Genomic DNA, 21,609 nt, shown 5'->3' on the forward strand with positions numbered 1-21,609 from the left:
AGTTAGATAACATGTCGAGGAGTGTCAATTTATGAGTTTGCCTGTTCAATTGAACAAGAAGCTCAGCCAAAGTACGAATCTTCTCATTGCAGAGGACATTGCAGCTTATAATCGAAAAACAGAACGAATCAAATTATCCATTAATATAGGATTAATATTTATAGAATACATTCTGTATATAATCGGCTTCCTTACACTGTTCTATTATAAAGTTGTATCTGATTATGGTTCGTTTACTTGGAGTGAGCTTCACACCAGCATTGCTAAAATACCAGTACTTGCTGACTACGCGTTACTGATTGGCATCATTTTTACGATTTATACAGCAATGTTGTATCAGAAAGGCATGTTTAAACGGAATCGCGATATCCGGATGATTGATGATACGATATCAGCAGTCAAAGCTGTTTCAACTTCATTTCTAATTGCATTAGGAATTGCATTCTTTTCAAAAACAAGTATCGTATACTCTCGTGTGCTCATACTAATGCTTGCGATTCTTATGGTGTTCATTTTCCTCTTATCTAGAATTATGAGGCATTATGCTCATGTTCTTTTGCATCGTTCGAGAAGATACAATAAAAACGTATTAATAATCGGAGCAGGCAAAATCGGAATGCAGATCCGAAATCACGTTATGGCAAACACAAGCTGCCATTTTGTTGGATTTTTAGATGATTATAAAAATAGCGATCAAGTATTAGGCACTATTCAGAACATCGAGCAGCTCATTGCTCATCATAAGGTACAGGAAATTTATATTACCATTCCATCAGAAAAGAACATCATAAATGAACTTATAACCTCCATTCGGAAGTATGACGTTCAAATTAAGATTATTCCCGAGCTATTCGAATTGGTAACCTCGAGTATCTCGTTCGATCAAGCTTATGATTATCCTTGCATTGAAATTGTGAAGACTCCCCTCAGAGGACTGAATTTATTTTTGAAACGAGCGGCTGACATTATATTATCGATACTTGGCATTATTATTATTTCTCCGATCCTATTGATCGTAGCTCTACTTATTAAGCTTGACTCTAAAGGGCCTGTGTTCATACATCAGAAACGAGTCGGAAAAAATGGAGCGCCGTTCCATATGCACAAGTTCCGATCAATGGTGAACAATGCAGAAGAGTTAAAAGAGCAGCTCGAAAAATATAACGAAGCCGATGGGCCTGCATTCAAAATGAAAAATGACCCTCGAATCACTCGGGTTGGGCGGTTTATTCGTAAATTTTCAATTGATGAGTTACCACAGTTATTTAATGTGCTAAAAGGTGAAATGAGTCTTATCGGACCTCGACCACCACTGCCAAATGAAGTAGAGCAATATACTGATTTTCAATGGAGGCGGTTGGATATCCGACCTGGAATAACAGGATTGTGGCAAGTTAGCGGTCGCAGTGACATCACTTTTGATGAGTGGGTTAAGTTAGACTTATACTATATTGAAAAGTGGAGCATCTCATTAGAGTTAAAGATCCTACTCAAAACAATCCCCGTTGTCCTAAAAGGTGAAGGCGCTTATTAATGTACATATGGGACTCACTGTATTTGATTATATACAAAACAACAAATGCACTCTCTTCTATAAGCAAACCATGAAGAGGGTGCATTTTACTATGAGGACGGGATTAGCTTTTTAATTAGCTTTGATACAGCATTTAACGTAATCGAAATCGTAAACTTAGCACCGATCCCTACATACATAAATCCGGTAACCCATATCGGGTATTTCGACCGATAGTGTTTATTATAAAACATTGCCATAGCCCTATGAAATTCATATGTTATTCGCATAGGCTTATTCCGACTACTGGCGCGTTTATAATGTAATATCGTAGTCTTCGGATAGTAGTAATTCGTCCAGCCTGCTTCCTGTAAACGATAGCACCAGTCCGTATCCTCAAAATACATAAAGAATGTTTCATCCAACAACCCTACATTTTCAATTGCCTCTCGTCGTACCATCATAAAAGCCCCTACCAAACAATCGATTGGATATGATTCATTCGGATCAAGATCTTCACGATGGTAAGCGTTGATTTTCGGATTTTTTGGGAACAATTTCGATAACTTGGATACGTAAAATAATGTAGCCAAAGGAGTTGGGAAGCCCCGTCGACACGCTTTATCTAGTGAACCATCAGGCAGCAGTACTTTACATCCGGACGCCCCAACTGTCGGATTGTCATCCATGAATCGAATCATGATATCGAGCGTGTCCGGCTCGATAACGGTATCCGAGTTCAAGAGTAGAACATATCGCCCCTCTGAAATACGCATGCCTTGATTGTTCGCCTTCGCGAAGCCTAAGTTTTCAGTGTTAGGAATAAGTCTTACTTGTGGATATTGTTCTTGGATGATAGTTACAGAGTCATCCCACGATGCATTATCTATAAGAATGACTTCATAAGAATAGTTTGTTATTGATTCATGTACTGACTTTAGGCAGTTTAGTGTTAGCTTTTTAGTGTTATAGTTCACGATGATAATGGATAAGTCTATCATTTTAAAATGTCTCCCTTAATCATCATAAGACGTATCATTAGGTTGTCCAGCATGGACTGACGGTACATACGAGTAGTTAATGAATACTTTATTCTATCTAATATTCCCCGATTAGAGAGCAAGAAATTTTGCAACTCACTCCTGAGTTCTAGAGGCAGAAGCTCTCCCCAGCATCGGTCAAATTCTTTGGCTTGATTCCAGTAAATTTTGTTTTCACAATGCTTTAAATAATTGCTCCATTTTTTAATGAATCTATCTTTAAAGCCACTCTGTCCCCCTACAACATTGCCTTGATGTTGTCGATAATAAATACTAGGTTCATGATCATATACGATCTCACCAAAAGCAGAGACAACCATATATATCCACCAATCATGCATAATAATTTTATCGTAGCGCGGTTCCTTACTTTTAATCATATCCACCGCTGAACGATTTATCATGATTGTAGCACCAACTGCAATATTCTCTATTAATGCATTAAAAAAGGACGCCCCTCGTTTTGGAGCAGGAGGCCAAATATTGATAGGCTGCAGTAAATCATCCACCATTTGAGTAGGGGTTAAATACATAAGCGCAGTTTCACTGGCGGACATAGCTAGTCTCCTTACGCCCCTATCCAATTTATCTGGCATACAAACATCGTCCTGGTCACAGAAACAGACATAATCTGTATCTTTATGGACATTTGACATGAGTTTAAAAAAACTTCTAATAACTCCTGTATTGTGTTCAAAGTATGCCTCTATTTTAGAGGGGTGGTTCGAGGCATATTCACGGATAATTTCCGTTGTACCATCAGTTGAACCATCATCTCTTATCGTAATGAAAAAGTGAGAATGAGTCTGAGTCAGCAGACTATCCAACTGCTCCCTCAAGTATTTTTCTCCATTATAGGTCGAGATAAGAACTTGAACTTTATCTCGTTGTCCCCCCATTCTCATTCACTTCCCATCTTAATTATAGATTCAAATACATATTACAATTTACTTAGATAGTCCCGTAGTGCTTCCTGCCAATCACGAATTGGAGTAAATCCATTTACACGTATAGCCATCGGTTCCATAGCGGAGAAACGCGGGCGTGGTGCTGAACGTGGAAATTGTTCCGTCGTGCAAGGTTCAACAATTACAGACATTCTCGCCTCTTCAAAAATGGCTTTCGCAAACTCAAACCAGGTACAGATTCCGTTATTGGAAGCATGGTATATGCCGTACTTTTCAGTCGAGATAAGCTCCTCCAAAAATAACGATAAGTCGCATGTATAAGTCGGTGAACCCCATTGATCATTCACCACTTGTAACGATTCGCGCTCCTTACCTAATTTTAACATTGTCTTTACAAAGTTATTGCCGGAAGCTCCGAATACCCAAGAAGTTCTCACAATAAACCATCGAGAACTTAGGGATTGAATCAACTGTTCGCCCGCTCGTTTTGATTTACCGTACACGGTCAACGGATTCGTATTATCATACTCATAATAGGGTCTTGAGTTATTCCCATCAAATACATAGTCCGTACTAATATAACATATTTTTGCCTTTACACTTTCCGATGCTGCAGCTACGTTCCTTGTTCCAATTGCATTAACTAAGTATGCATTGTCTTGATCTGTTTCTGCATTATCGACTGCCGTATATGCTGCGCAATGGACAACAGTATCTGGTTGGATATCATTTATTACCTCTTTGCACCTCTTCATATCTGTGATGTCCAACTGGGATCTCCCTAAGCCAACGACATCGTGACCCTTTTCAAAAAAAAGGCGGACTATGTCCACCCCTAATTGCCCGTTAGCACCTGTAACGAGTATTTTCATATTTAATCTTCCAACCGTTTCCCATATTGTTTTTCATAAAATTTTTGATATTCTCCGGACTGGATTCTTTCCCACCATGACCGATTATTTAAATACCAATCAATTGTTTCTTGAATTCCTGTTTCAAAGGTATGTTTTGGCTTCCAGCCAAGCTCAGTCACTATCTTAGTTGCGTCAATTCCATACCGACGATCATGCCCGAGTCGATCTTCGACGTATTTGATTAAGGAATCTGGCTTCCCAATGTGTCCTAAAATCGTTTTAACAATATGAATATTGGTTCGCTCATTATTCCCACCTATATTATAGACCTCGCCATTACATCCTTTGTGAATTACTAAATCGATTGCACTGCAATGATCCTCGACGTACAACCAGTCACGGATGTTAAGCCCGTCTCCGTAAATCGGGAGCTGTTTATCGTTCAGGGCATTCGCAATCATTAATGGGATTAATTTCTCAGGGAATTGATAAGGCCCATAATTATTCGAACAACGCGTAATATTTATTGGAAGGCCGAACGTCTCATGGTACGCGCGTACCAGCAAATCCCCCCCAGCCTTGCTCGCTGAGTATGGACTGTTCGGTGTCAATGGAGTCGTTTCGCTAAATAGCCCTGTCTCCCCCAATGATCCGTACACTTCATCGGTTGATACTTGAACAAACTTGGTAACACCATATTTTTTTGCGGCATCAAGCAATACTTGTGTTCCTAGCACATTAGTCTTCACAAAAATTTCAGGATCTAAAATACTGCGATCTACATGAGATTCAGCAGCAAAGTTGACGACTACATCAACACCCTCACGAAACAATTCATCCATAGCTTGCGCATCTGCAATATTTGCTTTTACAAAGTGATAGTTTTGGTTATCTTGAATTTCAGTCAAGTTTTCAAGGTTACCAGCATATGTTAATGCATCTACGTTAACGATTTCATAGTTAGAATATTTGTTTAGCATGTATAAAACGAAGTTGCTACCGATGAAACCCGCTCCACCAGTTACGAGTAATTTCATAGAATCTCCCTCCTTAAAAAACTAAATATCTTTCTTATATTCGATTTTATCGTTATGATTTAAAGTACCCTTAACGTTATATTTCCTTCTCATTAAATTTAATAAAATCTGAAGCAAAAGTATATTGCCTCGTAATGGGCTTATCTTTGTTGGTATCTTTCCAACAGGATATGTTCTAGTAACTGGAATTTCCGTAACCTTAAATCCTAATTTGGGTGCTTGGACAGATAAATAGGCAAGCAACTCGTACGTATCGAAAACTTTTCGAAAAGGTTGCACGTGTTCGGAAAGTAAAAACCTAGCCGAGTGCCCCCTAAACCCATTTGTTGTATCAGTATATTTAAAACCTGATAACAGCGAAATGAATGGGGCATGGATATACTTAATCGCGAGTTTCCTTGACAATGGCGTATTTATTTCCTTTCCTCCCGGGACATACCTAGAGCCTTGAATAAAATCATGACCTTGCTCTAATTTTTCTATAAACAATGGAATAGATTCAACACTATCCTTATTATTACCATCGATGGTTATAACACCTTCATATTGTTGTTGTAGAGCGTATGCAAATCCCATTCGCAGCTGTGCACTTAACTTTCCCTTGTCTTGTTTAACCAACAATGCTCTGATTCCTATTCGATTTAAAAAAGATGGTTCTAAAGAATTATCAGTACTTCCCCCATCAAGAATGATAATATCCAAGTTTTCTACAAAAGGAGACATTCTTTCTAACTGTTTTTTTATTTTGTCACCTTCGTTTATGACAGGCACGCACACACAGTATTTATGATTTTTCTCTGAAAATTCAGTGATACTGTATTTAGGTACTTCCCAATCCATTTCGATCACGAATTTAAATCTCCTTTAGTATATCTCTGATATAAATTGCAATGCTGTTTTGACACTTTCAGCATTAGATGATTTTAAGTTATTTTTCATTTCGATAGATATCCAATTATTGTATCCCAAAGACTTCAGTGTCCTAGAGTAGCAATGATGCTGTACTCGAGATGAACCTATTAACTCCAAGTAAGGTTCACTAACATGAAAATGAGCTAAGTATGGAAAGCTTTTTTCTAACGCTTTTGATATATCTTCTTCTGCCAAAAACATTCCCGCAGCATCCAAATGCAATTTAAACCCTTTACTGCTAACTGCCTCAACAAGTTCCAATCCTTCTGATGAATGTGTAATGAAATCACAACCATATTGAACTGGATTAGGCTCGATACAAAATTGGACATTGTTTTCTACTGCATACTCACCTATTGAATGAAAGAAAGGAACAGCGATATTATATTGTTCTACTTTTGTCAAGTCCCCTACCAATCTATTTTTAGGCGATCCAAAAACAAGGGATTTTGCACCCAATCTACCAGCAAGTTCAATGATGCGGAATAGATAGTTTTTCATTTTTTGACGTGAGTTTTCTTCGCGAAATAAATGTAAATCATTTTGACCAAAAAGAAGTGATTGCATAGCTATAATTTTAATATTTTCCTTAAGCCAATAGCCTTTGTACTGTTCTACTTGATAAGGATCGCAATCAATAGGGTTATCCCACACTTTTGTCGGAGCAATTTCTAGTCCTCTGACCCTATAATCTTTAAGTATCCCGATTATTTCCTCGTCTTCAGCAGGATCCCATGCAATATTTGATATTGAAACATTCATACAAGCTTCGACTTCTCCTTTTGGATATAATCACGAATATCATTCAATACATCTTGTTTATGAGTGATATATTCACTACTTTCCTTACAAAAAATATTGGCATATATACTTTTCATGCTGTAGTTTACAGGTTCCTTTTCTGTAATGTTATCGAATTCTTCACCTAAGCAAAACTTGGAAATTTCACTCGCCATTACAGGTTCAACTGCAAAATTAACCAATTTCAAATTATGGTTAAGAGCCGTTTGAATATTACTCCAAATGTGTTCCATATTGTAGAACTGGAAATTACTTTCATTATGAGTTAAATGAAGACAGTTGTTATGAATAAGATCATAAATGAAATTTTTCTTTAATCCTTCTCCAAATAGGCCTGGTAATCTTACAATCATGACATTTTCAAATTTTTCTTTTACAAACTCTTCTAAATAATATCGATGACGTCCATATGGATCAGTCGCATTAGAATTGATCGGAGTAGTTTCATCCACATCATTTGGATATTGATAAACATCTACAGTCGATATTAAAACAAATTGTTTAGCTTTAACACCTGCTATATGTTTCATTAACTTTTTAATATTCTCAAGATCATCATCTGGAGCCTGGTTAGCTCGCCATTTGACAGCAGGTGCTCCTGCACATACGATTAAATCATATTCCTTATACTCGATTTCATGAATATTTTTTGAGTTATATAGATCATCAAAATGAGCCTTTCGCATTAATGTAGAACCTACAAATCCCGTATAACCAATCAAGCATGATTTCAATACAATCCCCTCACCTTCATCTATTCTTTAGTAACTGCCACTTCATCAAAAGCCAAATTTTCCCTTTCCTTATACATTTCAACAGATTTTGTACTATAAAATGGTCTATTTTGGAGTTCAACTAGAATACGTGAGATATATTCTCCGATTATACCTACAATAAAGAAAATACCTGCAAAGCCAAAAGAAATTAATATCATTAAAGTCGTCCATCCTTGAACAACTGATTTGTTAAAAAAGTAATTATAGAGGGCATAACTTCCCATAAAAACAGAAAACACAAAAAACAAACTAGAGAGTATATGAGACATCTTCAAACCAAAATTTGAGAATGAGACTAACGCATCAAGGGCTAGAGAGATATTCTCTCTATTTAGTTGTTTAGATTTAACTGGATTATTGGTCGACGAATTATAATTTATCAATTTTTTTGAATATCCAGTGTACTCATACAAAGCTTTTCTATATCTAACTTTCTCCTTTAAATTCAGCATAGAATTTAACGCTCTTCTCGTAACCAAACGAACATTTTCTGTTGATAATGATAGTTGAAGATAAGACAATTTATTTAGTAGCGCATAGAACATTTTTGACTTCCATGAAGTTAATCCAGAAGAAGCAGCAACAATATCAAATCCGCCTTTTGTTGCTGTTTTAAACATTTCTTGAATTAGCTCTAAGGGGTAATCCACTACTGCAGATTCAATTTCATAAACGAAATCCCCCATTGAACGGTTCAAGCCAGCCATCATAGCATGTTCAACGCCGTGTTTTCTTGAAAGATTAATAATTGTTGTATCTCCATTAATACGCTTACTCACTTCTCTTGCTTTTATTAGAGTGGTATCTTCACTACAATCATTAACAACAATTATCTCATAATTCTTGAATGCTCTGTTTACAGCCTGATCAAGATTAATTAAAGTCTCTTCAATAATTGTTTCATCATTATGTGTATATATTACTACAGATATAAATACTTGTTCTTTCACAATACTTCCTCCAAATCATAAATAGTATTAAACTTACCCGAAAAAACAGATATGAAAGAAGGGTGTTTAGAAAATTCTTTAATAATGGTTGGCCTGGAATCATCTAATTCTGAAGCACTTATTAGAGCCTTTACAGCAAATAATGATTTTTTATAAGAAACTTCTATCTCAGGAATTAAATATTTCTTAGATAATTGGTGCATTCGATACCAGGCACTTTGGGGCCTAGATACACAATTATTACAATTAGCCAATTGTGTTGGTGTACAAAGATCATTTCCAACTTGGCAAGAAAAACTAGGTAATGAATCATAACAAGATTCATGAGGAGTATGACCCACAGATGTAAGTGAATGTAAACCTGTTTCCCCAAACGGCATTATTGAAAAAAACGGTCCGTCCATAACTGTAATCCCAACATTCCCGATATTTGCCGAAACATCTGTTAATATTACTTCGCAGATCTCATATTTTGTTCTGAATAATTCAAATTCAAATTTTTCTAGTATCTGGTTAGTGCTTGCGTAAGTCGCATTCAACACACTCGGAGCATGAATGATGGCTCCGTTCATAAATGATAATATATATTCGTCATTGTTTATTTCCACTGTTTTTAAATCCATATTATAAAGGATTTCAACATTTTTCATTTCTCCTAATTGCTCTTTATACCAATTCCGGATAATCGCTGCATCATAAGTGTATTCAACCGTCTCGTACGTTGCTTCAACTGTGCCAGGATTAAAGTAAGTTTTGCTACTGACTTCATTCGCAGGTATGTTGACATATTCACAAAATTTCGAGAATTGTTCCGCATTAGTTAATGAATCATTTGAAGAAATGGCATATATTTTTTTGAATCTATCGTTAATTGCAAAGGAAAAGTCTCTTACAAACCTTTCGTAATAACTAGCTGATTTTGCTGCTGTCGAAACACTTCTCGGATAATGATATCCATTATGTACACGAGCTTGATTAATATAACTAGCTCGCTGAATAGGTTCAGAATCATATTCAACTATAGCTATTTTCAAATCACGTTTGGCTAATGTGTGAGCAGCATAAAGTCCATAAATACCTGCGCCAAAAATTACGTAATCGAATCTCAAGAAATACATATCCTCTCTATATAAAAATTACAATAGCCCCTATGACCAAAATTAATACACCTACTAGTTTTGTCATTGTAATAGGTTCACAGAATATAAAAATGGAGCTCAAAAAAATCCCCACAATTGTTAATGCCTGTGCAACAGGTGCAACTCTACCCAATTCGCCCTTAGAAAGTGCAAAAAGATAAATAAAGAAGCTAAATCCATAAAGTAAAGCACCAAACCAAATGTGTGTAGAAAATAATAAACGCCATAGGTTTTCTACCGAAAAATTGTCTAACTTAATATTGTTTAACCCGTATTTTAGAGTAATTTGTGCAGCTATATTTAAAGTTACTGACAATAGCATATAGATAATCATCATTTTTGCTTCTCCCAATTAGTAAAAAGGAGGTTGATTCTCTCCCCCCTATTTACCTAATATATTTCTAAATACGATATTGCTTTATTAATAATGTACTTAACTGCACCTCTATTACGGAGATCACAATACTGATAGTATTTTTATCAATTCAACATAAAGGCAAGATCAAACTTTAAATCTAATTACTCCTCATAGTCAAAAATAAAGTTGTTTTCTGATTTCTCTAAAAGAGGTGCATGTTGATCCTTTTTAGAGAGTATCGGCTCTTTTACAGGCCAATTAATTCCCAACGTAGGGTCATTCCAATATATCCCTCGCTCATGTTCTGGTGAATAAGCTTCATCAACTTTATATATTACAATTGTATTGGGAGCTAACGTACAATAACCATGAGCGAAACCTTTCGGTACTAATAATTGTTTGTTATTCTTTTCATTCAAAACAACTCCAACCCATTGACCATATGTTGGTGAATTTCTACGAATATCAACAGCAACGTCATAGATTTCACCGGACACAACATAAACTAGTTTAGTTTGTGCTTTAGGATTAAGTTGATAATGCAAACCTCGGACAACGCCAACATCATTAGATAACGAACAATTATCTTGCACAAAATAATGATCAATTTGTTGCTCCCTGAGCTTAGCTTCATTGTAACTTTCTATGAATACGCCTCGATGATCACGAAAAGCATCCTGCTCAATAATATGAAGCCCTTTTAACTTTGTATTAATTACTTTCATAATCCCCCTCCTAAACCTTACAGTTTATATTAATCAGCTAAGGAAAAGTAGCCGAATAAATATCTACTGTATATTTGTTAAGAGTTCAACTTTATTGTCATTAGAGTTTATAACAACATATTTTAAATATGAAAATTTGCCCCTACTCTACCTTCGCTATTTAAAATATACTTCCAAGAATCCTTGCACATATCATCGATACTTTTTTTTGCAACCCAACCTAAAACATTTTTTGCTTTGTTCGTATCCGCATAACATTTAGCAACGTCACCAGATCGTCTGTTTACAATTCGATATTTTATTTTTCTACCAGAGGCTTTTTCAAAAGCCCTAATTACTTCAAGTACACTGTAGCCTATTCCTGTACCAAGATTAATAATATCTACTCCAGTTGATGATAGAATATGTTCAAGAGCTTTGATATGACCTAAACTTAAATCAACAACATGCAAATAATCGCGAACACCCGTTCCATCACAAGTGTCATAATCACCACCAAATACATCTAGGCATTCTAACTCGCCTATTGCAACTTTTGCGATATAAGGCAATAAATTATTTGGGACTCCAATTGGATTTTCACCAATTAATCCACTTTTGTGAGCTCCGATAGGATTAAAATATCTTAATATTCCGATACTCCACTCCTGATCAGATATAAACAAATCTTTCAGAATATTCTCAGTAACCAATTTCGAATATCCATATGGATTTTTAGTTGTAGTTATACAGTCTTCTGATATCGGTAGTATTTGCGGATCACCATATACTGTAGCGGATGAACTAAACACTAGTTTTTTTACTCCAAACTCCCTCATTACCTCGCACAATATTAGTGTACTACCCACATTGATACTATAATATCCCAAAGGATCATTTATTGATTCACTTACAGACTTTAAACCGGCAAAATGTATAACAGCTTCAATCTGGTGTGTTTCAAAAATTTTTTTAAGTAAGACTCTATTTTCCACATCCCCTTCATAAAAATAAAACTTTTTATTCGTGATTTCGCTAATGATTTCAATTACTTCAGGTTTTGAATTACTAAAATTATCAATAACTACTATGTCGTACCCAGCATTGATTAATTCAATGCTGGTGTGACTCCCAATATATCCTGCTCCTCCTGTAACTAATATTGCCATAATAGTCCTTCTTTCATATCTTAATTATTTGATTCTTCACGATGTTTGCCAATAAGATAAATACAGCACAATACAATAATTGGAGCTATTAATATATTAGAATATACATACCGAAGATGTTGTGCAGGAGTCGTCAACATTAACCCCACGGTGTTTAATAAAGCTGGAAGAGTAGATAAAAATAATAAACCCTTCTTCCTATATAGAAATACAATCATCCCTAAAATAATAATATATAACTGAATACCGCCTCTCCATAGTAACCAGTTAAGTTCTCTTTTTTCAGTAATTTCTAAGAATTTATTAACAGACTCTCTATATGTTTGGGTTTTCGTATTACTCACTAATCCCAAATCATTTGGATCTATCCCTCTTTGAGTCGTATAAGTAAACGAATCTACAGGCTGCACAATCTCCCATATAATTGATGTTAATTTGAGCTGATGCTCTATCAGGATCATAGGATCTTGTTTCAAAACATGAAACCAAATATTCAATATATCTCTTGTATGCTGTTGCAGTTTTTCTTTATCAATATCAGAATGATAAATTAATGGGTCAGAACTGTAAGGATAATAATGACTCTTCCATTCTTCGAGTGGATAAATATCATTTAGTATACTTTTTTCATCCTCAGTAAAAGGGAAATCTGCTGAAATTGCTGCTGCTAATTGATGTACACTAGCGGAAATCTTAAACCAATCCTCTGTAGGCTTGACATTAAGAAGCGCATTAAGTGGATATGTCACCAAAAACACCCCTAATGCCACCATAACAATAATATTTCGTACAATTTTTAATTCTTTTCTATATAACCAGATGAAAACTAGGATAACACCTATCATCGGAAGAAGCCCATTATGTCGCAGTGTCCCTACTAAAACTAATATTAAACTCAAACAAAATTGCCATTTGAACTTATTAAGATTAATCATGTTAAAGGCTGACCAGATAAAAAATATTGTAAGAAACAACAATGCTGTACTATAGGGTACATCCTTCCATAAACTAATAGGTATCATGGCGTTCGAAGGAAGTAATGCAGTAACTACGCTAGCCGATAAGATATATCCCTTTTTCACACCAATCTTATCTAAAGTGGCCATTCCTAAGCCTAGTGCTGCCAACAAGACAGCAACCTGAAATAGAACTACCATAGCAGGGGATAACCATATTCTCGTTACTAACCAATTGAATAGGGTATGAATAACAGGATGATTGTTATTAAAATCAAATGTCGTGAACTGTCCCCATTGATTGATTGAATCTGCACTCATTAACCCCGGGAAATACACTATCCAATAAAAACATATAGAAATCAGACATGGTAGTGAATATAAAACAACCTTTTCGAACCAGGCAAATTTTGGAGAACCGGAAATTTGATACTGAATAAATACAAGAATTTTATAAAACAAATATAAAAGCATTATAAAAACCAGTACCGATTTTAGATTAAACGCACTCATCCAACGTATTTTATTTTGTTCAGAAACTGTAGTTGTAGTTTGATTTTCGTTATAGAGATCAATAACTTGCTCATTGTTATTGATACTCACTTTAACTTTTCCAGACCAATCATGGGATACAAATTCTATGCCAACTTCTCCAGATACATTCAAATTCCATTTTAATGAATCACTGCTTTGACTGGAATTATGGAGTAACATATTATTTTTAAATTGCCAATTCTCATTGTGATCCATACTTAAAAGATCCAATTCTTTACCGGCAACAGAAACTCTTTTCACCCAAACTTCATTGGACTTAGAATTTATATTTTTTTCTGACAAAGGGGTAATCTCTACCGTGATGTTTTTTGTCTCGTTAAGATTTTGTAGATACGCAACGCTAAATATACTTGTAAACAATAAAGATAAACAAATAGCTAGAAGTATTGTTGGGAATTTGAATTTTATTTGATACCCCTCAGGCACCCTAGAAATCAAAAATTCCATGAAAACTGTTAAGGCTATTGTGATAAATAAAATACTTAGTAGAGGTAACTGTAACAGTCCATATAGATAAATCGCTATGATAAGGCTAACAACAAAGTTAACTATCTTTAGCAACAACGTATGATTCTTATTCATTGCTCCAATTCTCCCTTGGGCATTAAATTTACTCGAACAGAAGTATCTTGTGAATGCCTTCATTTAGTGAAACCTCTGGTTTCCACAATAGTTCTCTTTCTATCCTTGTGATATCCAAAACATTTCTTTTCACATCGATACTTCTGGCATCCAAATACTGAATGTGAGCCTTTCTCATTGTTTCCATTGATATAGCTTCAATAATGTCTAACAGTGTATGTCCTATTCCTGAACCTAAGTTAAACACTTTTTGTTGTCCCGAATAATTTAGTAATTTACATAAAGCATCTACCACATCATCTATATATATATAATCTCGTGTAGTCAAGCCATCTCCCCAAATTTGGATTTCTTCTTCTTTTAAAATTTTATTAAGAAATATAGGGATAACACCTTGTCCTTTTCTTCCGTCTTGTCCTCTACCATACGGATTCGATAACCGTACTATACAATAATCCAATCCGTACTCATGATTATAAAAATGTAAGTATTTCTCAATTGTTAATTTTTGGATACCATATGAACATATCGGGTTTAATGGGTGTTCTTCGGGAATTGCTTCAAGGTGTGTATCGCCATAAACTGTCCCACCTGAAGAAAGGAAAACAATTTTAATATGCCCTGTTTTAACAATATCTTCAAGCAACTGTAATGTAGGACACACATTAGTCTTTATATCAAATATCTTATTTTCATTTGAAGTGGAGGGGATAGTTGTACTAATTAAATGAAAGACAACATCAATCCCTTTAAGATAAGGTGTAAAATCTTCCGTTTGTACATAATCAATTTCTATGAATTCAACATTAGACATATAGTGAATGTTGTTATTTTTGATACTTCGATCTAAGATCCTTACATTATGATTTTGTTTCAATAATTCTTGGCATAAGTTCGAACCGATAAAGCCGTTCCCACCTAAAACTAGTACATTCATTGACGGTACCCCTTTTTATTCTTTAGAAAGCAAGTTGCATCATTTGAACATTTTGTTTATCTTCAATTTCAAAAAGATTTTAATTAATCTATTCCCCCACTTAGAATTCGCTACTCTCATTAACTCATATTTCATCATGTTGTTTTGTTGAATATCACTTACCGATTGTTGGCCATTTGAATATTCAACCGGAGGATGTTCAAAGGTAGGATTATTCCATAGGTATCCTGGCCCATTCGCAACTAATAAATTATATATTTCCAAGCCATGCTCCCTATATAATTCTGGGTGGTGCAGTGACAATTGATCTAATAAGTATACAATCATATCTCGATTAAATTGTCTGGACATTGATTCTGGTCTAACTCGGTATTGCACTAATGGTTCTGGTATACTTATGCCGGAACATCCATTTTCACACATACCGATCCAACCTTCGTAATCCTCTAGTCCATACTCCATAATCGTTCGATTTAATCCAAAATTAATAAAATCTTGTCTTCTCACAACTACAAAAGCTGTCAACATATTCATTCCTATGAAATACGGGAATTCAGTATTAAATGTCGGCCAAACTCCTGTGCGGGCACCGAAATACTCCACCCAACTGTATACAAATGAAATATTCGCGTAAGTATCCAATAGATCAATTGCCTTCTCGTAAAAACTCTTATTTATCAGGTCATCTGCATCCAGAAAAGCTATGTATTCTCCATTTGCATGCATAGCTCCAACATTCCTTGCATTTGCTAAGCCGCCATTTTCAATATTCAATATTTTGATTTTTTGATTATCCATTTTTTCTATATCGTGTAGCACTTGTTTTGACTTAGCGTCTGTCGATCCGTCGTTCACAATGATAATCTCAAAATCTTCATAAGTAATTTTTAAAGCACTGTCCAAGGTCTCAAGGAGATATTCACCAAGATTGTAAAAAGGAATAACAATGGACAGTAATCCCCTCTTACTTTCAACTTCCTTTATCGTTTCCGATTTTAATGGAATTGATTGGCTAACAGGATATAGTTTTATATTCTCCTTTTTAAGAACTTGTCTATAGAATTCATGACGCTTTTGATAATTAGATTCAATATTGCATAACTCTCTAATACGTTCATATCCGTTTTTTCCAATTACCTGTAATTGTGCGTTTTCCTTTTCTAGTAATTCTAATGCCTTTGATTCGAAATCATTTTTTATATCCCAATCAAATATATAACCATTTTTTTCATGAAGCGATACCATCTCTGCTTGACCACCACTACTAGATACTAGTACTGGAGTGCCAGAGTTCATTGAAATGATACAATTATACGGATAGTTCTCGTATAAAGATGGTATCACCGCTATTCTTGCATTTGTTAATTCCTCATTTAATTGACTTGGCTTCACTGAATCTTTAAAGACCAATAGTCCATTTTGTATCCAGCGTTCGTACTTCTTCTTAAGCCATTCACCTAATTTAACTGCCCTAGGAGAAAAATAGGTGTCTCCACCCAATAGAGTGAGCTTGTACTTCTCACCTTTAAGCCATAATCTTTCCATCCCATTTAATAACTGAATCACACCTTTTCGGTATTCAGTTCTTCCCAAATATAATAAATCAGTCGTATGTTTATGTTCCGGATTCCAAATCGGCTGGGATGCCGTATTAAATGGAAGCGAAATAACCTTTATATCTTTATGTGGGGCAAATGGTTGGATTTTTTGTTTGAGAAATTCACTTTGTGTAACAATGGCATCGGCAGCATTTATGCAAAATTTCTCCATTTGACCAATCCAGTATGTTGGAAATTCGTATCTTGGCAATTGATTAATTCGAGCTAATTCGAAGGTAGGTGTGTGAAGATGCACAACAATTTTAGTTTTCTCCAGTCTCGGATCCTTCAAATACTTTCTTTGCAGCAAATAATATCCAACAGCGTTGTAATCCTGCACTTCTATAATATCAGGCGAATTACCATCTTTATCGATTAAATCTAACGTTTCCTCTGCATACTGGTACGACAATGCAGCCCAGTATCCTAAACATTGATATTGTTCTCCCAGCATATGCTGGAAACGGTATATACGTAAATTTTTGTTTGGATACTCGATTGCATATTGATGTGAATCTCTTACAATAACTGTTACATCATGCCCTTCTTTTGAAAAAGATGTTGCCACTTGCTCGATATACATTGAAATTCCTCCACCAAAATCAGGTGGATATTCACTAGTTAAATACCATATTTTCATTTGGGTTAATATTCTCTCTTTCTTATTATTTGCTTAATTAGAAACTTTCTACTTTGTAACATTTGTCTTAGCTCTTCTATATTTCGGCATTGTTCATCATTTTTATTTGTTAACTCTTCATTCTTATATGTTAATTCGTCTAGCAGCGTTTGCTTGTTCATTAGTAATAACTTAGTATCCTCTAATTCCTGAAGGTGATTATTCATTTTTCCTTTTATGTTGCCTATTTGTAATTCATACTCCTTAATCAACTCATTTTTTTGCAGAACAAGCTTTTCCCATTCATTTAGGAGGCGACTATTTTCTTGTTCCATCTTAATTAATTCATTCCTTAATAACTCGATGTATTCCTTATTTTTATCCCATTCTCCAATCAACCTGTTGTTTTCTTCTTCTATTTTCGTATAATCGATTCTATGTTGCTTCGTAACTCTCAAACTCTCCTGCAATAAATACTTAATTCGATCTGTACATTCAAGTATTATAATTTCTTGGAGTCCCTCCAATTTTTTTTTAGGTACATTTTTGAATTCATTAATAATCTTCTCGTAATACTCAATTTGAGCTGGGTACAAATCATCTATAGAAAAACATTTTGAACGTTCTTCAGATCGTTTTGATAACTCATTTCTATAACGTTCATTCTCAAGCATAAAATTTATTTTATGAGCTAAATCTCTAGCATCACCATTATTAAAAGAAACACCATAATTCTTACCTATGATTTCCACTAAAGCAGTATTATTGCTTACAATTACTGGTGATCCTGCTCTCATTGCTTCAACACATACATTGCCAAATCCTTCGAATCTAGATGGAAATACACTAACATAAGCATGCCGATAATAATTCATCAGCTCTTCTTGAGCCATTGGAGACTTCCATATAAAACGATGATGCAATTCGCCTGGAATTATTTCAAGCATTTCATCTTTCATCATTTTATTGCTGTTCTGATTCTTTATATCTCTGCCAACAACCACAAAATTAACATCATTATCATTTAAAACTTGAAGAGCTGCTCTTACAAATATATCTATACCTTTAAGTTCTTCTAGTCGTCCAACAAATAATACATACTTATTTTGCAATAATTGCTCTTCACCGATTTCTATTGCTCCTGGTTCGGGTGTATCAATCATATTGTATACAACATCAATATCATTTCGTTCTAAGCGAGTAGAAATCGTATTTTTCATAAAGTTACTTATAGCATATATATAATCAACGTTTTTAATTACGAAATCTTCTTGCAATGTTAGGCGAGTTTCCGGTGTACACAATTGATTAGCAATATTACATTCATAAGTTGGTGCATGCAATTTTACAACAAAAGGAATATTGCTAAACTCATCTCTAACACGCTTATAGAGCAAAGAATAGAAACCTTCCCCAAAATAATCTGCAAATTCGATTAAACTTATTTTTTCTTCTTTCGTTAGCTTTTTTAATTGATGATAGACCCCGAGTGAATAAGCTAAACTAAAATCATCTATTATAGACGATTCCTTTTCAAGATCAATACCTATAATGTTAATATTAGGTTCTTGATAGTGTTTACTTAAAGCACACTCAATTTGATTGCTCTTTGAGGTAATAATAAAAACTTTATTTCCATTCTTGGCCAGTGATTTAGTTAGATTATGAACATAAACGCCAATGCCCGCTTTTTGAAAAGGATATAATTCGCGGGAAACTAAGCAAATATTCACATTAATCTACATCCTTTAAATTAATCGTGATATCTATTATCTTTTGATTTTTACTATACAAGTCTACTTTCAACATCTCGTCATCATTAACAATAATTTCCACACTACCACTCCAAGGATGTGATAAGCATTTCAAGTTAAGTGTATCCCCAATTATTTCAAATTCTATTTCCGCACCATGTTGACTTGCAATTAAACAAGCTCCTGTCGTTGCCTCGCGATCATTTCTAGTCATCCAATACTCATCTTTTTTCACTTTTTTCAAATCCAACGCTGGAATCTCATTTGATGAGATATGATATATCCAAACCTCACTGCCCTGGGTATTCGCATTTGAAGAATCACAAACTCTTATTTTAGTTAGAAATTTCTCATTTTTTTTCGAACTCAATATCTTCAGTTCCCCTTCAATCAGAATAGATTCCAATTCGCTCGAACTATCCTGTTTTTTATATTCTAGGAATTCTATATATTTTTTCAATGAATCCAACTCATATTTTGCGTTTTTGATTTCATTATCCATATTGTGTTGATATAATAATTCATTGTTCGGGATACGCATACTCGATAACAAAACAGTAACGAAGTCCCTACCTATGAAGTCCTTAAATACTCTTTTTCTAACGATCGAATATTTTTCGAAATCTTCTAACTCCCATTCGCTTTTGTGCTCCTCATATTCATTGCCATACAGAGCATCTTGCTCCCAATCTTCACCAATTGGTATGTTAATCATCACGAAATTTGATATTTTTAAGGCAATATCCAGTAGTTCGTACCCTTCGATTTTATAAAAATGTTCCAGTACGTCCCCGAAAATTATTAGATCGTATTTTGTGCTACATGTTTTAAAAAAATCTCTCGCATCTTGTGTCCATATTTTTGAATAAAATTCTTTATGGTAATTTTCGATGTTTGTAGGAAAAGCTTCAATTCCTTCGACATGAATATCCCAGCTATCTTTTTCAACCTTCCCGTTCCAAACATCCAGGAACTCCCTGGAGATAATGCCCCATCTGCCAAAACCTACACCGACGTCTAATATTGATCTAGGATTGATTCTTCTTATCAAATCAACACAAAAAGATACATTTTGCCAATTCGAAGTCCCCATTATCATTTTCCTCCCTAGTCAATTTCGTAATCGATATCATAATTCTGATAATACATATACCATACTGGCCTTTGAGGATTATAAACACTTTTAAACGAATAACCTAAATCGACGTGATCTAAAATCGTCTGATCAGCAATATTCCTTGTATCATTAATAGTGACGCCCAAACTAAAAGTCATGTCATGCTTCAATAAATTGGGGGACACAAATTTCACTACCATATTTTCACTTTCTTTAAAAACGGGGAACTTTATCTTTTCCTCAAATGTAGTCGTACCCGTAACATCTATCCCGTTTTTATCACGTATCCTAATGCAACAATTTAAATTTTCTATATTTTTAAATGCTTTAAGATGAATCTCTATTGTCATCAATTCACCGAATTCAAAATGATCGACTACATTACCGTCTCTATTTTTCATTGCTATTTTCTTGATACGAACATCACCTGTACCATAGCGTAAGCTTTCAAAATCAGAATTATCTAATGAGGATTCTGATTGCTGTTCTACTATTTCTTCACTAGTGTCTATTGATTGATCTTGCAAATTACGAGATGCATCAGCATTTACATTTGCAATTTCTTCTGCTTCTGATTTGTATATTTTTTTTCTAGTATCCATTAAATATAAATCTGTAACTTCAATAGCATTGCCGTCGGCTTTTACATTTCCGTTCTCGAGATAAATGCATCGACTGCACAAACTCTTTATCGCAAAGGTATCATGACTAACAAAGATGACTGTCGCTCCCTGTTCAATCAATTCCTTCATTTTATTCATACATTTATGTTGAAAACTCATGTCACCAACTGATAGCGCTTCATCAACAATTAAAATATCGGGATCAATATTTATCGCAACTGAAAATGCTAATCTGGCATACATACCGCTCGAATATGTTTTTACGGGTTGATTTATAAAATCACCGAGGTCTGCAAATTCAATGATATTTTCAATCCTCGCATCCATTTCTTTCTTTGGAATACCAACAATTAATCCATAAGTATATATATTTTCGATACCTGTATATTCTGGATTAAAGCCAGAACCTAGTTCTAAAATAGCTGACACCCGCCCAAATACTTCTACGTTTCCAGTGCTTGGCTGAATAATGCCAGTAATTATTTTCAACAATGTCGATTTTCCAGAGCCATTTTTCCCTATAATCCCAACATTTTCACCTTTTGAAAGAGTAAAAGAGACATCATTAAGTGCAAAAAAGTCTCGATGGTATTTTCTACCACCTAGACTTAAGGCCTCTTTCAATCTATCTGTTGGCTGACTATACATCTTATATGATTTCGATACATTATTAACTTTAATTATTTCCATAAATGTCCCCCTCCCTT

19 protein-coding genes are annotated in these 21,609 nt (G+C 34.7%); 1 reads left to right on the forward strand and 18 read right to left on the reverse strand.

What is annotated here, in order from left to right:
• Positions 1-37 precede the first annotated feature (37 nt).
• Positions 38-1,534, forward strand: coding sequence for a sugar transferase (locus ACQ5BJ_RS16875; RefSeq protein ID WP_430111618.1), 1,497 nt, complete (start codon positions 38-40; stop codon positions 1,532-1,534).
• Between the two features lie 89 nt (positions 1,535-1,623).
• Here the strand turns inward: ACQ5BJ_RS16875 and ACQ5BJ_RS16880 are convergent, their stop codons facing one another.
• The 18 genes from ACQ5BJ_RS16880 to ACQ5BJ_RS16965 form a co-directional block, all read right to left on the reverse strand.
• Positions 1,624-2,514, reverse strand: coding sequence for a glycosyltransferase family 2 protein (locus tag ACQ5BJ_RS16880; RefSeq protein ID WP_430111620.1), 891 nt, complete (start codon positions 2,512-2,514; stop codon positions 1,624-1,626).
• On the reverse strand, positions 2,511-3,452 hold the full coding sequence (locus ACQ5BJ_RS16885; RefSeq protein WP_430111622.1) for a glycosyltransferase family 2 protein: 942 nt from the start codon (positions 3,450-3,452) through the stop codon (positions 2,511-2,513). Before ACQ5BJ_RS16885 ends, ACQ5BJ_RS16880 begins: the two co-directional genes overlap by 4 nt.
• Before the next feature lie 41 nt (positions 3,453-3,493).
• Positions 3,494-4,333 carry a dTDP-4-dehydrorhamnose reductase gene (gene rfbD / locus ACQ5BJ_RS16890; RefSeq protein ID WP_430111623.1) on the reverse strand — a complete coding sequence of 280 codons (840 nt, stop codon included), beginning with the start codon at positions 4,331-4,333 and terminating at the stop codon, positions 3,494-3,496.
• Positions 4,334-4,335: 2 nt separating this feature from the next.
• Entirely contained in the window at positions 4,336-5,352 is a 1,017-nt protein-coding gene (rfbB, locus tag ACQ5BJ_RS16895; protein ID WP_430111625.1) for a dTDP-glucose 4,6-dehydratase, read from the reverse strand.
• 21 nt (positions 5,353-5,373) lie between these two features.
• Positions 5,374-6,192, reverse strand: a complete 819-nt coding sequence (locus ACQ5BJ_RS16900) for a glycosyltransferase family 2 protein (RefSeq protein ID WP_430111982.1) — start codon at positions 6,190-6,192, stop codon at positions 5,374-5,376.
• Positions 6,193-6,216: 24 nt separating this feature from the next.
• Positions 6,217-7,026, reverse strand: coding sequence for a sugar phosphate isomerase/epimerase family protein (locus ACQ5BJ_RS16905; protein WP_430111627.1), 810 nt, complete (start codon positions 7,024-7,026; stop codon positions 6,217-6,219).
• Positions 7,023-7,799 carry an NAD-dependent epimerase/dehydratase family protein gene (locus ACQ5BJ_RS16910; RefSeq protein WP_430111629.1) on the reverse strand — a complete coding sequence of 259 codons (777 nt, stop codon included), beginning with the start codon at positions 7,797-7,799 and terminating at the stop codon, positions 7,023-7,025. The genes ACQ5BJ_RS16905 and ACQ5BJ_RS16910 overlap by 4 nt, the downstream gene beginning before the upstream one ends.
• 20 nt (positions 7,800-7,819) lie before the next feature.
• Positions 7,820-8,791 (reverse strand): glycosyltransferase, encoded by a 972-nt coding sequence (locus tag ACQ5BJ_RS16915; RefSeq protein WP_430111631.1) that lies wholly within the window; start codon positions 8,789-8,791, stop codon positions 7,820-7,822.
• Positions 8,788-9,900: an FAD-dependent oxidoreductase gene (locus ACQ5BJ_RS16920; RefSeq protein WP_430111633.1), complete on the reverse strand. Its 1,113-nt coding sequence runs from the start codon at positions 9,898-9,900 to the stop codon at positions 8,788-8,790. Before ACQ5BJ_RS16920 ends, ACQ5BJ_RS16915 begins: the two co-directional genes overlap by 4 nt.
• Before the next feature lie 16 nt (positions 9,901-9,916).
• Positions 9,917-10,267 (reverse strand): hypothetical protein, encoded by a 351-nt coding sequence (locus tag ACQ5BJ_RS16925; protein WP_430111635.1) that lies wholly within the window; start codon positions 10,265-10,267, stop codon positions 9,917-9,919.
• 182 nt (positions 10,268-10,449) lie between these two features.
• Complete coding sequence (gene rfbC / locus ACQ5BJ_RS16930; protein ID WP_430111637.1) at positions 10,450-11,013, reverse strand: dTDP-4-dehydrorhamnose 3,5-epimerase; 564 nt, start codon at positions 11,011-11,013, stop codon at positions 10,450-10,452.
• Positions 11,014-11,135: 122 nt separating this feature from the next.
• Entirely contained in the window at positions 11,136-12,161 is a 1,026-nt protein-coding gene (galE, locus tag ACQ5BJ_RS16935) for a UDP-glucose 4-epimerase GalE (RefSeq protein WP_430111639.1), read from the reverse strand.
• 20 nt (positions 12,162-12,181) lie between these two features.
• On the reverse strand, positions 12,182-14,254 hold the full coding sequence (locus ACQ5BJ_RS16940; protein ID WP_430111641.1) for a hypothetical protein: 2,073 nt from the start codon (positions 14,252-14,254) through the stop codon (positions 12,182-12,184).
• Between the two features lie 28 nt (positions 14,255-14,282).
• Positions 14,283-15,191, reverse strand: coding sequence for an NAD-dependent epimerase/dehydratase family protein (locus tag ACQ5BJ_RS16945; protein WP_430111643.1), 909 nt, complete (start codon positions 15,189-15,191; stop codon positions 14,283-14,285).
• 39 nt (positions 15,192-15,230) lie between these two features.
• Entirely contained in the window at positions 15,231-17,429 is a 2,199-nt protein-coding gene (locus ACQ5BJ_RS16950; RefSeq protein WP_430111645.1) for a glycosyltransferase, read from the reverse strand.
• A 5-nt stretch (positions 17,430-17,434) separates the two neighbouring features.
• Positions 17,435-19,141 (reverse strand): glycosyltransferase, encoded by a 1,707-nt coding sequence (locus tag ACQ5BJ_RS16955; RefSeq protein ID WP_430111647.1) that lies wholly within the window; start codon positions 19,139-19,141, stop codon positions 17,435-17,437.
• Position 19,142: 1 nt separating this feature from the next.
• Positions 19,143-20,255 carry a hypothetical protein gene (locus tag ACQ5BJ_RS16960; protein ID WP_430111649.1) on the reverse strand — a complete coding sequence of 371 codons (1,113 nt, stop codon included), beginning with the start codon at positions 20,253-20,255 and terminating at the stop codon, positions 19,143-19,145.
• A 14-nt stretch (positions 20,256-20,269) separates the two neighbouring features.
• On the reverse strand, positions 20,270-21,592 hold the full coding sequence (locus tag ACQ5BJ_RS16965) for an ABC transporter ATP-binding protein (RefSeq protein ID WP_430111651.1): 1,323 nt from the start codon (positions 21,590-21,592) through the stop codon (positions 20,270-20,272).
• Positions 21,593-21,609 lie beyond the last annotated feature (17 nt).

Source organism: Paenibacillus sp. B1-35, from assembly GCF_050474385.1.
Taxonomy (GTDB): domain Bacteria; phylum Bacillota; class Bacilli; order Paenibacillales; family Paenibacillaceae; genus Paenibacillus_B; species Paenibacillus_B alvei.